The organism is Streptomyces vulcanius (assembly GCF_042653945.1).
GTDB classification, from domain to species: domain Bacteria; phylum Actinomycetota; class Actinomycetes; order Streptomycetales; family Streptomycetaceae; genus Streptomyces; species Streptomyces mangrovi.
Genome location: NZ_JBHSFK010000003.1, coordinates 368,170 through 380,253 on the forward strand (window position 1 = coordinate 368,170; position 12,084 = coordinate 380,253).

A 12,084-nucleotide genomic window follows, 5' to 3' on the forward strand; every position below is an offset into this window, starting at 1 on the left:
CGCGCGTCAGCCGATTCGCACCCACACCGGTGCGTGGTCCGAGGCCGGCTCGTTCCGGCGGGGCGCCGGGTCCGCGTCCACCGACGGGAGCCGCAGTTCCTGCTCGCCGGGTGTGCCCGTGCCCGCCTCCGTGAGCCGGTGGACCAGGCGGTGACTGGTGAGGATGTGGTCGATCAGTTCGCGGCGCCCCGAGTTGACGCGCGAGTAGCGGCGCTCGGCGGGGATCAGCGGGGCCACGTCCCACAGCCGGGCCGCGTCGCCCTTGTCGGGCCTGTCGTAGCCGGCCGTGCCGATCTCCGAGCCGGGCGGGCCGAGCAGGATCTGCGTGGTCGCCGCCTGTACCTCGTCGTTCAGGTCGCCGAGCACCGCCACGTCACGCTCCCGGCCGTCGCCGGCCAGCAGGTCGTCGGCGAGTGCCCGCAGCGCCGTCGCCTCGGCGGCCCTGCGGTAGAGCGCGTAGGCGCCGTAACGGGCCCGTTCCCCCTCGTCGTGCGGGAAGAAACGATCACCCGGATAGGACAGCAGCTTCGACTTCAGATGCGCCACCGCCACCCGCAGCGGCCCGGCCTCCGTCACCGTCTCCACCGCCAACAGACCGCGGCCCGAACCGTCCGCGGTCGCCCCGGCATCGTCCAGCTGCACCGGGTGCAGTTCTCCCGGGAACGCGCGCGTGTCGGCCAGCACCTCCAGGGGCGTACGGCTGATCACCCCGACCCGGATGCCCCGGCCGTCGGGGTGCGCGGACAGCGCCGCGTGCCAGGTGCCGCCCACCGTCTCCAGCAGATCCGTCAGCGCGTCCGGCTCGCCGACCTCCTGCACTCCGAGCACCTGCGGATCGAGCGCGGTGACGACGGCCGCGAGCGCGGCGAGCTTCGCCTCGTACGCCGCCTTGTCCTTCGGGCCGAACGGTCCGCCGGGCCGGTACAGGTTCTCCAGGTTCCAGGTGCCGAGGAGCATGCCGCGTCCCTCCAGGAGGTGTTCCTGGCGCCAGGGTGCCCGGCAGCCCCCTTCCGGCGACAGGTTCGGGACACAATGCGGGCCACGGCTCATCCACGGGCATCACATCGTCGTACGTTGACGCGATGACGCCTTCTCCGCCCGAACCGTCCCGGGTCGCCGCCGATCTCGTCATCGTCGGCTGCACCGTCCTCGTGCATGACGAACGCGAGGAAGCCGGCTTCCGGGAGGACGCCGCGATCGTCGTCCGGGACGGTGTCGTCGAGGCCGTCCTCGGCGCCGCCGAAGCGGCCGGCGTTCCCGCCGCCGAGCGGATCGACGCGCGCGGGCAGGTCGCGATGCCCGGGCTCGTCAACTGCCACACCCACGCGCCCATGGTGGCCCTGCGCGGCCTCGCCGAGGATCTGCCCACCGAGGAGTGGTTCAACGACGTCGTCTGGCCCGTCGAGTCCAACCTCACCCCGGCCGACGTCGACCTGGGCGCGCGGCTCGCCTGCGCCGAGATGATCCGCGCCGGGGTCACCTGCTTCGCCGACCACTACTTCGCCATGGACGCGGTCGCCGCCGTCGTCGGGGAATGCGGGATGCGGGCCCATCTGGGACAGGCGTACTTCTCCTCCCAGGGGGACCAGGGGCGCGAGGAGTCACTGGAGTTCGCGCTGCGCCACCGCGGCACGGCCGACGGCCGCATCACCACCGCGCTCGCCCCGCACGCCCCCTACACCGTGACCGACGCCGATCTCGCCGCCACCGCCGAACTCGCCCTGGCCCACGGCCTGCCCGTGCATCTGCACGCCGCCGAGAACCGCGACCAGACCGACGCCAGCCTCGCCCGGCACGGCGTCACCCCCATCGAGGTCCTGGAACGCACCGGCCTCCTCGGCACCGACCTCCTCATCGCCCACGGCACCGGCATCCTCGACCGCGACCTGCCCGTCCTCGCCCGCGCGCGGGGACGTACGGCCGTGGCGAGCGCGCCCCGCGGCTATCTCAAGTTCGCCTGGCCCACCACCACCCCCGTCCGCGCCCTGCGCGAGCTCGGCATCCCCGTCGGTCTCGCCACCGACGGCGCCGCTTCCAACAACTCCCTCGATGTATGGGAGTCCATGGCCCTCACCTCCCTCGTCCAGAAGTCCACCACCGGCGACCCCCGCTGGCTGACCTCACGCCAGGCCCTGCACCACGCCACCCTCCAGAGCGCGCGGGCCGTCGGACTCGGCGACCGCCTCGGCACCCTCGCCCCCGGACGGCGGGCCGACCTCGTCCTCGTCGACCTCACCGGACCGCACACCCAGCCCGTCCACGACCTCGCCGCGACCCTGGTGCACAGCGCCCGCGCCGCCGACGTACGCACCACGATCGTCGACGGACGGATCCTGATGCGCGACCGCGAACTCCTGACCATCGACGTACCGGCGGTGGTGGAGGAGTTGGGCCGGCGGATGCCCGCGCTCCTCGACCGCAGCCACGGCCGCCGCATCCAGGACTACGACACCTGACCACGACACCTGAAAATACGTCCCGCGCCGGCGATGAGTTCCGCGCAGCCCGCCAGCCACCGAGCGCCGCACCCTGCCCCGACGGCGAGCGGATCTTCCACACCTACTCGGCGCACGAGGGCGAACTCGACGGGATCGGCTCCACCTCCAGCCTTCTGGACCTCACTGCGCCGGGAGGACTGGGTGGCGGGCGCGTTCAATATCACGACGAGTACGACGTTTGACACGAACCGTGCGCGAGGCGTTCGGAAAGTGACCGGAACGTCACAGTCCGCTCCCGTCTCGTGTCAACTACGTCTCAGTAACGCCACTGAGCGGGCCGTTCCGTCCCTGGAGAGCGTTAACTCCTACGAGTGCGACGGAGTGCGACGTTTTCAGGAGGTGCGAGATGGTGAACGGGCGAACAGTGCTCGAACGCTTTCCCGCGGGCGGGCCGCGCGGATCGTGGCCCGCGGAGGAGTTCGCCCAGGCGCGTCGCCTGGAGGGGCTGCCCGCGGAGGTCGTCATGGACCTGGCCACGGACGCGTTCCTGGTGATCGTCCGCGGTGGCGCGACGACCGACTGAGCCTCGCGAGGCCGCGGGTCCTAGCCGACCTTCGACGGCGGTGTCTGCGCGGGGATCCGCCCGGTGAACTGCTCGGCCTGGAGCGCGTACAGCTCGGCGTACACCCCACCGCCCGCCAGCAGTTCGTCCGGCGTTCCGGACTCCACCAGCCGGCCCTGGTCCAGGACGTGCACGAGGTCCGCCTGCCGGACCGACGCCAGCCGGTGGGTGATCAGTACGACCGTCTGACCGCTGCCGGCCAGCGCGCGGATCTTCTCGAAGACCTCCAGTTCGGCCCGGGCGTCCAGGGCCGCCGTCGGCTCGTCCACGATCAGGATGCGCCCGCGCCGATAGGCGGCCCGCGCGATGCCGAGCCGCTGCCACTGGCCGCCGGACAGCTCGTGTCCGCCGCTGAACCCCCGTGCCAGCAGGGTGTCCAGACCGCGCGGCAGGTCCGCGACGACCTCCTCGGCGCCCGCCTCCGCGACCGACGTGGCCAGCCGCTCCTCGGTCAGCGGCGCCGACGAACGGCCCACGGCCACATTCACGCGGGCCGTGAACGGCCAGCGCTTGAAGTCCTGCGCCACCATCGCGATGCGCTCGGCCAACCGGTGCCGGTCCGCCTCGGCGGCGTCCACACCGTCCCACAGGATCCGCCCCCGGTCCGGCCGGTACAGCCCGGCCAGCAGCTTCACCAGGGTTGTCTTGCCCGAGCCGTTCTCGCCGACGAGCGCGATGATCCGGCCGAGCGGGAGGGAGAGCGTGACGTCGTCGAGGGCGGGGCGGGCCGACTCGCCCGGATAGCCGAAGGTGACGTTCTCGAAGCGGATCTCCCGCGGGTCCTCCGGCAGGGCCACGCCGCCCACCGGGATCGCCCGTTCGGCCGCCTCGACGTACAGCCGCTCCAGATCGCCGACGAACAGGCCCTCCTCGTGGAGCGTGTTGAGCTCCAGGACGAGCGTGTTCAGGCTGGTCGAGCCGCTGCGGATCGCGATCACCGCCGTGCCCGCCACCGCCAGCGCCATCGTCCCCGTCAGCAGCAGCCCGCCCAGCGTGGCGTACGTCGCCGCCGTCGCCAGGCCCGTCCAGGTGGCCGCGATCAGACCGGTCCGCGCGGAGAGCCCGGCCAGCCGGGCCTGCTCCGCCTCAGCCGTCTCCGACATCGCGCGGAAGTGCCGCAGCAGGAACGGTCCGACGCCGTGCACCCGGATCTCGGGGGCCGCGGCGGGCTCGGTGAGCAGGCTCGCGATGAGGTGACCGGCACGCGCGTGCTGCACCCAGGTGTGGAAGGACTCGTAGCGACGCCGGGCGTTCGTCAGGGCGCTCCAGGCGCTCGGCAGCGTCATCGTCACCAGCAGCGGCAGCAGCAGCGGATGCAGCACCGTCAGCACGCCGGCCGCCGCGACCAGCGAGATCATCGCGTTCACCACGCGCGTGCCGTACATGATCATCCGGCGGGCGGAGGCGGCCCCGTACTGCGCGGTGTCCAGCAGCTTGTGGAAGGCGTGGTCCTCGATCGCGGCCAGCTCCACCGCCGCCGCCCGCTCCAGGTACAACTCGGTCGCCACCCGCTCCACCTTGGGCTCGAGCCGCCCGGTGGCATACGTCGACGCGGCCCGCAGCAGCGCCCCGACCAGGAGGACGACGGCCATCGCGGCCAGCGCGGGGGCGGCGCCGCGCAACCGGTCCTCGATCGGGCCGCCCCCCACCAGCCGGCCCAGCACGGCGTTCACCGCGAGCAGGCTGACCGCCTGTGCCGCGCCCCGGACCACCTCCGAGACCAGCACGATTCTGGCGGCCCGCGGGTCGGCCTGCCGGGCCAGCCGCAGACTGGCGCCCAGCAGGGCGGGCAGCCGGGTCACCATCGCGCGGAAGCCCAGCTCCAGGAAGGCGTCCCGGTGCTGGTTCCAGCCCATGTCGTAGCGGAGCGGGCCGCCGAAGAGCAGCCGCTCCGACTCCGACACCTCGCGCTCGCCGGTCTCCTGCGGCTCGTGCGCCTTGCCCACTCCTACCGACCTCCCCCGGGCGTGTACGAACGGCCACTATCGCGGGACGGGAGAAGTGAGGACAGGGCGCGGGACGGGGAAGGGGTTACGCGCGGGCGCACGCCGGGGGCGGCGGGTTTCCGGGCGCGACGGGTACGACGTCCTGTGCGTCCTGTGCGTCCTGTGCCCCGGCCTGGAGGTCCGCGCAGGGCGGCGCCGCTCCGGCCGCCTCGGGACGCCGGTCAGTCGATGCCCCGGACGATGTGGGGTTCCGGCAGATCGTCGTCCGCCCCGGCCAGCGCGAGCGGTGGCGCCGATGTGGCGTCGTCGGCCGTGAACTCCGCGGCCGGGTGCGGGGCGGCGAGGTCCACTTCCGCGGGCATCGCCATGGGCAACGCCACGGGTTTTTCCACAGACGCTTCTACGGACACTTCCACGGACGGTTCCAGGGACGCTTCCACGGACATGCTTCCTCCTCGGTGCTCGGTGTCAGGAGCGACCGGCCGGTGCTGTCATCGCACGGCCGTCAGCGCGGTTTCCACCTCCCCGGCGGCCACCCGGCCGTGGGCCGCTTCGACACGGGCCGTCAGGTCGGCGGCGACGAGCCTGTACTCCTGGGTCCCCACCGACTCCAGGGCCACCGTGGCCAGCGCCGCGCCGAGCCGGGCCGCCCGCTCGGGCGGCCACTCCCGGGCGAGGCCGGCGAGGAAGCCCGCGCGGAAGGCGTCGCCCACACCGGTGGGGTCGACCGCTTTGTCCGTGGGCACCGCGTCGATGTGCACGGGGGCCCGGCCGCTCCGGCCGATGGAGACCCCCTCGGCTCCTCGCGTGACGATCCAGGTGCCGACCCGCTCCAGCACCTCGTCCTCGCTCCAGCCGGTGCGCTCCCGCAGCAGCGCGGACTCGTAGGCGTTGGTGAACAGCAGGCGCGCCCCGTCGACCAGACGCCGGGTCTGCCCGGTGTCGAGCCGGGCCAGTTGCTGGGAGGGGTCGGCGGCGACGTCGACACCGAGCGCGTGCGCGGTCTCGGTGTGCCGCACCATGGCCTCGGGGTCGTCGGCGCCGACAAGGACGAGGTCGAGGCCGCCCGTGCCGCGGGCCACCTCCGCGAGGTCGATGTGACGCGCCTCGGTCATGGCACCCGGGTAGAAGGTCGCGATCTGGTTCTGCGCCAGGTCGGTGGTGCACACGAAGCGCGCGGTGTGCAGCGTCCGGCTGACGCTGACACCTCGGATGTCCACCCCGTGGGCCCGCAGGTGCTCGCCGTAGTCGGCGAAGTCGCAGCCCGCCGCGCCGACGAGCACCGGGTCGAGCCCCAGCGAGCCCAGGCCGAAGGCGATGTTGGCCGCCACCCCGCCACGCCGGACCACGAGCCCGTCGGCGAGGAAGGACAGGGACACCGTGTCGAGCCGGTCACCGATGAGGTGCTCGGTGAAGCGGCCCGGGAACGTCATCAGATGGTCGGTCGCGATGGAGCCGGTAACGGCGATACGCACAACGGTCCCTCCTCGATGCGGACATCGCGGTCCGCGTGATCCGCCGGACCGGCTTCAGCGCCCTACCGCCGCGCGCAGGGCCTCCACCCGGTCGGTCCGCTCCCAGGTGAAGTCGGGCAGTTCGCGGCCGAAGTGGCCGTACGCGGCGGTCTGCGCGTAGATCGGGCGCAGCAGGTCCAGGTCACGGATGATGGCCGCGGGGCGCAGGTCGAAGACCTCCTCTATGGCGTCCTCGATCTTCGCCGTGTCGACGGTGTGGGTCCCGAACGTCTCGACGAACAGGCCGACCGGCTCAGCCTTGCCGATGGCGTAGGCGACCTGGACCTCGCAGCGCCTGGCCAGGCCCGCCGCCACCACGTTCTTGGCGACCCAGCGCATCGCGTACGCCGCCGAGCGGTCGACCTTGGAGGGGTCCTTGCCGGAGAAGGCACCGCCGCCGTGGCGGGCCATACCGCCGTACGTGTCGATGATGATCTTCCGGCCGGTGAGACCGGCGTCGCCCATCGGACCGCCGGTCTCGAAACGCCCCGTCGGGTTCACGAGCAGCCGGTAGCCCTCGGTGTCCAGCTTGATGCCGTCCTCCACGAGCCGCCCGAGGACGTGCTCGACGACGTGCTCGCGGACGTCCGGGACGAGCAGGGAGTCCAGGTCGACGTCGCCGGCGTGCTGCGAGGAGACCACGACCGTGTCCAGCCGGACCGCCTGGTCACCGTCGTACTCGATGGTGACCTGGGTCTTGCCGTCGGGGCGCAGGTAGGGGACGGTGCCGTTCTTGCGGACCTCGGTGAGCCGGTGCGAGAGCCGGTGGGCCAGATGGATGGGCAGCGGCATCAACTCCCGTGTCTCGTCGGTCGCGTAGCCGAACATGAGCCCCTGGTCGCCGGCGCCCTGCCGGTCCAGTTCGGTCACTCCGCCCCCGGTGGAGGCGGCTTCGACACGGGCCTCGTACGCCGTTTCGACGCCCTGCGCGATGTCCGGCGACTGGGCGCCGATCGACACCGAGACGCCGCAGGACGCGCCGTCGAATCCCTTCGTCGACGAGTCGTAGCCGATCTCCAGGATCCTGGCGCGTACGAGTTGGGCGATCGGCGCGTACGCCGTGGTGCTGATCTCACCGGCGACGTGCACCAGACCGGTGGTGATCAGGGTCTCGACGGCGACCCGGGCGGCCGGGTCCTCGCTCAGTATCGCGTCGAGAATGGTGTCGCTGATCTGGTCGGCGATCTTGTCGGGATGTCCCTCGGTCACGGACTCCGAGGTGAACAGCCGTTTGGCCATCGTGTTCTCCGATCAGGGGTCGGCGTACAGGCGCGCCCAGAGGTCCAGTTCCTCGTCGGTCATGGGGAGGTCGGGAAGCCGTTCCGGGTGGCCGTCCGGTGGAACGTCGAGCAGTTCGGCGGGCGGTGCGTCGCAGCAGGGGTCGGGCGGGGGCGGATGTGCCCACTGGGAGCCCATGGCCTTCAGGCCGTCGTAGAGCGTCTTCAGCACGAACGTGCCGGTGCGGACGGCTCCCCGGAGCAGGCGGGGGAGGAATCTCCTGTCTCCGCCCCCGCCCTTGTTCGTGAACTCGTTCGGCATGGCGTGACCTGTGCCTCGCTACTCCGGGATGATGACTTCGCGCACGCCCGGCGCGCCGCTCTGCGCGGACGCGGGGGTGCGGGGGGCCAGATAGCGCATCTCCTGCGGGGCCGTGTCGGAGAGCCAGGCCGTCATGGCCTTCAGTTCCGGGATGCCGGGGAACATGAAGCGGCGGTTGGCGTCCTGCAGGCCGAAGCCCTGGAGCATGCCGGGCGAGGCCTCGATGGCCGCCATCAGCCTGCGCCCGCCGTCGGCCGCGGTGATCTCCCCCCGCTCCACGGCGTCGCACACGACGACCATCTCGTCGAACACGGCCTTGTACGTGGGCTGGTCGGGCAGCAGCAGCCCGGGGAACTCGACGTCCTCCATGTCGCGGAAGACCTGGTCGTCACCGGTCTCGCGGAACCGCTCGATGAAGCGGTCGAAGCGCAGGTTGATCGGCACCTCGGCGGCGGCCCACACCCGGTAGACCGCGTTCCACAGCTGGTAGTCGGAGAACGCGATGAACGAGGCGTTGACCAGCTCGTCGTTGTACCGGATGAGCCCCTTCTGCAGGGTGTCGACGTACGTGAAGCGCGCCACGTCGAAGTCGTCCTCGCGCAGGGCGTCGAGGAGCCGCCAGGCGAAGGCGTTGACGACCTCGGTCGTGTTGGTCAGACCCCGCGAGTACAGCGGGTCCAGGAAGCCGGCCGCGTGCGACATCAGGCACCAGCGGTGGCCCACCGTCTCCTTGGAGGTGTACTGCATCCGGCCGGTGGAGGCCCAGGGCCGCACCGTGACGGCGTCGGCGAAGATCCGCTCCACGGCGGGGAAGCGGGATATGTGGTGGCGGAACTCCTGCTCCGGGCTCATGCCCTCGGGCTTCGGGTAGAGCCGCTCGTCGAAGGTCAGCCCCACGCTCACCAGCGGGTTGTTCGACCGCGGCTCGTTGTTGAACGGGATGGACCAGATCCATCCCCGTTCGAACATGTGGTGCATGGTGCCCTCGACCCACGGCAGCGGCGGGAGGTCCTCGGCCGCCATGTGCAGCACGTCGTCGGTCGGCTTCACGCCGATCATGTGCGTGAACATCGAGCGGGAGTGGTGCTTGAGCGCGTCCGCAGGCTCCCTCAGGTTCAGCTTGTCCGCGATCGGGGAGCGGAACCCGCTGCCGTCCACCAGGTACTTGGCGGTGAACCGCTCGCCCGAGGCGTCCGCGACGGAGACCTGGTCCTCGCCGAGTTCCAGGTCGGCGACCCGGAAGCCCTGCCGGACCGAGCAGCCGTACTGGATCGCGGTGTGCAGGAGGAACGCGTCGGTGTCCTGCCGGAACAGATGGCCGGTCTGCAGTGCCTTCGACGGCGGGCTGAACTGGTTGACCTCCAGCGGGTCGGGCTCCTCGCCGTCCCGGTGGAGCATGAACCCGAAGTGCTTCTTGACGCCGGAGGTCGGGCCGATCTTCGTCAGGCAGCCCTCGTACGAGGTGAGGTACTCGAGCTCGGGCACACCGTAGCGGGCCGCCAGCTGCCGGAATCCCTTGAGGGTGTACAGGGTGGTCGACTCGCCGACCGCGAACCTCGGGTGCACCCCCGCGTCGATGATCAGCACACGGGCGTCGTGGCGCGCCAGAATGGCGCCGAGTACGGTTCCGGCCATTCCCGCGCCCAGGATGATGACATCGAAGTCCGGTTCGAGCGCAGCGGATTCCGTCATTTCGGCCTCTCCCTTTTTTGGTCGGCTACTTGTCGGCTGTTCGTCGGCTACTTTTCTGAGTCCTGCGGAGCGCTGATCTGCGCGACGACTTCCGCGGTGTCGAAGGAATTCCAGTCCTGGACGACCTTGCCGTCGGCGATCTTCCAGATGACGATTCCGGACACCCGGATGGAGCGCCCCGACGCGGCGACTCCGCGGTAGTTACCGGTGTGCCGCGCGGTGGTGGTGTAGTGCGTCACCACGTAGGGGCCGTCCACGAGCACCAGGTCGAGGTCGACGCCGATGTCGGAGAACGCGCTGTGCACGGCGGCGACGCTGCGCCGCGGCCCGGCCGGCCCGACCTGCCTTCCGTTGAGGACGAACTCCTCGGCGAAGACCTCATCGGCGATGCTCGCGTCCCCGCCGGCCCAGCCCCGGGCGAACCAGTACTCGGCGAGCTTCCTGTGGTCCGTGGCGTGGTCCGTGGCGTGATCCGTCGCGCCGGTCACTTCTTGGTCCCCGTGACGACGACGAACGTGCCGAACATGAGGAAACGGCCCTCGGCGTCCCGCCGCAGGATCTCCTCGCCCCAGGCCCGGGCCGCCTCGGCGTCGGCGATCCCCTGGGCGCCCGCCGCGGCGGCGGCCTTGCCGATCCAGGTCAGGGCGTCCGCGGCGGCGAGGCTGGTGAGCACGACGGGCTGCAGCTTCACGCGGACGTCCTGGGCGCCGGCCCGGACGAACAGTTCGCGCAGCTGACGCGCCACCCAGGGGTTGGGAACGTGGTCGCTCCACCAGTTCATGATGGTGCGGGTCAGCCGGCGGTCGTCGAGATCGGGGGCCCACAGCCCGTGGTCGGGGTCCGTGACGAGCACCTGGCCGCCCGGCTTGACCACGCGCAGCATCTCCGCGACGGCTGCCTGCGGGTCCGGCACATGCTCGATGACCCGCTCCGCCCGCGCGACGTCGAAGGCGGCGTCGGGGAAGGGGAGCGCCCCGGCCTGGCCGTGCACGAACTCCACCGGGGCGGCTCCGGGGCCGGCGGGCCGCCCCCGCCCGATCAGCTGCTCGCTGGAGTCGAGGCCCACGACCCTGCCGCCGGGTCCCACGCGGACCGCCAGCGCCCGCACATCGGCCCCCGTACCGCAGCCGACGTCGAGCACATGGCTGCCGGCCTCGACCTGGAGCAGGGCGTCGAGCTCTTTCTTGACGGCGGCTAATTCAATGGCTGCCTGATCAAGGAATTTCTTCGCGTCGTCGGCTTCGCGCCACACATCGGCGGGCTTGACCTGGTCGGTTCCGGCTGTCATCGATTCGCTCCAAGAGACATGTCCATGAATCCGTCATGACGCAACGACCGTACGGACGGCCGATAAAGCAGAGAGAAAGCAGGGGGGTGGGCGAATGTAAGCCCATTGGCTGGCCTGAAGTGGGCACTGTCCTGCGCCCGGGGCACGCCCGTGCTTCGCTTGTCGGTTGACCCGGTCGTCCCAGGAGGGTGTGCCGTGCACACGGCCGCAGCCGGGCCGCGTTGACACGTGAGGCCGCGCCGCGAGATGATTAGGTAGCTTGCTACGTAAACAGGCAGGGGGAAGAGGGCCACCATGCAGGTCGACATTTGCCCGCCCAAGAACGCGCCGACGGACCGGTCCCTTTCGATCCTGGTCTCCGGCGGCCATCTGTTCTCCAGGATCGGGCTTGTCTCCCTCCTCGATCAGGAGGACGGATTCACCGTGGTGGGACACGGCTCCCACTCCGCCGACCTCAAGCAGCTCATCACCGAACGACAGCCGGATCTCGTGGTGCTCAACGGCGACGCCGATCCCATGCCGGCCCTGCGCGCCGTGGTCACCAGTGCCCCCGCGCCGCGCGTGCTGGTCGTCGTGTCGTCCCGCAAGCACGCCACCTGGAAAGGCGCGCACCTGCGCGTTCCGGGGATCCGGGTCAGTCTCGCGACGACGGCCACCCTGCTGCCGACCGTCCGACTGCTGCGGTCCGGCTACCAGGTGGCCGCGGCACACCCGGAACACCGCGAGCAGGGCTCACTCGGCAGACAGCGGCAGCCCCCCGTCTGGGAGCGGTTCGACAAGCTGACCGAGCGCGAGGTCGAGGTGGTGCACCTGATGCTCCGAGGGTGGAGCAACGGGGAGATCGCCGACGCCCTGATGCTCAGCGGAGCCACCGTCAAGAGCCATGTGCACAGCCTCATGAACAAGCTGGAACTCCGGAGCCGCATCGACATCATCACGACGGCCTACACCACCGGCCTCGTACGTCCGGGTGTTCCCAAACCGAACTGGCACCCCCGCCTCACGGCAAGCACGGCCTGACGTCATCCACCACAGAGAACAGAAA

Annotated in this window: 12 protein-coding genes; 3 read left to right on the top strand and 9 right to left on the bottom strand. The window is 71.2% G+C overall.

Going from position 1 to position 12,084, the window contains the following annotated elements; genetic code table 11:
* Positions 1–6: 6 nt before the first annotated feature.
* Entirely contained in the window at positions 7–957 is a 951-nt protein-coding gene (locus ACFPIH_RS06425; RefSeq protein WP_381182106.1) for an endonuclease/exonuclease/phosphatase family protein, read from the bottom strand.
* Positions 958–1,082: 125 nt separating this feature from the next.
* On the opposite strand from ACFPIH_RS06425, the gene ACFPIH_RS06430 reads away from it, so the two are divergent.
* On the top strand, positions 1,083–2,456 hold the full coding sequence (locus ACFPIH_RS06430) for an amidohydrolase (protein WP_381182108.1): 1,374 nt from the start codon (positions 1,083–1,085) through the stop codon (positions 2,454–2,456).
* Positions 2,457–2,844: 388 nt separating this feature from the next.
* Positions 2,845–3,021 carry a hypothetical protein gene (locus ACFPIH_RS06435; protein ID WP_381182110.1) on the top strand — a complete coding sequence of 59 codons (177 nt, stop codon included), beginning with the start codon at positions 2,845–2,847 and terminating at the stop codon, positions 3,019–3,021.
* Positions 3,022–3,041: 20 nt separating this feature from the next.
* Here the strand turns inward: ACFPIH_RS06435 and ACFPIH_RS06440 are convergent, their stop codons facing one another.
* From ACFPIH_RS06440 to ACFPIH_RS06475, 8 genes are all read right to left on the bottom strand, one after another.
* Positions 3,042–4,916, bottom strand: coding sequence for an ABC transporter ATP-binding protein (locus ACFPIH_RS06440; protein WP_381182302.1), 1,875 nt, complete (start codon positions 4,914–4,916; stop codon positions 3,042–3,044).
* 311 nt (positions 4,917–5,227) lie between these two features.
* Positions 5,228–5,386, bottom strand: coding sequence for a hypothetical protein (locus tag ACFPIH_RS06445; protein ID WP_381182112.1), 159 nt, complete (start codon positions 5,384–5,386; stop codon positions 5,228–5,230).
* A 111-nt stretch (positions 5,387–5,497) separates the two neighbouring features.
* Complete coding sequence (locus ACFPIH_RS06450; protein ID WP_381182114.1) at positions 5,498–6,481, bottom strand: carbohydrate kinase family protein; 984 nt, start codon at positions 6,479–6,481, stop codon at positions 5,498–5,500.
* A gap of 54 nt (positions 6,482–6,535) precedes the next feature.
* Complete coding sequence (gene metK / locus ACFPIH_RS06455; RefSeq protein ID WP_381182116.1) at positions 6,536–7,759, bottom strand: methionine adenosyltransferase; 1,224 nt, start codon at positions 7,757–7,759, stop codon at positions 6,536–6,538.
* A 12-nt stretch (positions 7,760–7,771) separates the two neighbouring features.
* Complete coding sequence (locus ACFPIH_RS06460; RefSeq protein ID WP_381182118.1) at positions 7,772–8,059, bottom strand: DUF6059 family protein; 288 nt, start codon at positions 8,057–8,059, stop codon at positions 7,772–7,774.
* An 18-nt stretch (positions 8,060–8,077) separates the two neighbouring features.
* Positions 8,078–9,751 (bottom strand): NAD(P)/FAD-dependent oxidoreductase, encoded by a 1,674-nt coding sequence (locus tag ACFPIH_RS06465; protein ID WP_381182120.1) that lies wholly within the window; start codon positions 9,749–9,751, stop codon positions 8,078–8,080.
* 47 nt (positions 9,752–9,798) lie between these two features.
* Complete coding sequence (locus ACFPIH_RS06470; RefSeq protein ID WP_381182122.1) at positions 9,799–10,239, bottom strand: ester cyclase; 441 nt, start codon at positions 10,237–10,239, stop codon at positions 9,799–9,801.
* A complete protein-coding gene (locus ACFPIH_RS06475) occupies positions 10,236–11,039 on the bottom strand; it encodes a methyltransferase domain-containing protein (protein WP_381182124.1) in 804 nt (267 codons plus the stop codon). Before ACFPIH_RS06475 ends, ACFPIH_RS06470 begins: the two co-directional genes overlap by 4 nt.
* 294 nt (positions 11,040–11,333) lie before the next feature.
* Between ACFPIH_RS06475 and ACFPIH_RS06480 the strand changes: the two genes are divergently transcribed.
* Positions 11,334–12,059 carry a response regulator transcription factor gene (locus tag ACFPIH_RS06480; RefSeq protein WP_381182126.1) on the top strand — a complete coding sequence of 242 codons (726 nt, stop codon included), beginning with the start codon at positions 11,334–11,336 and terminating at the stop codon, positions 12,057–12,059.
* Positions 12,060–12,084 lie beyond the last annotated feature (25 nt).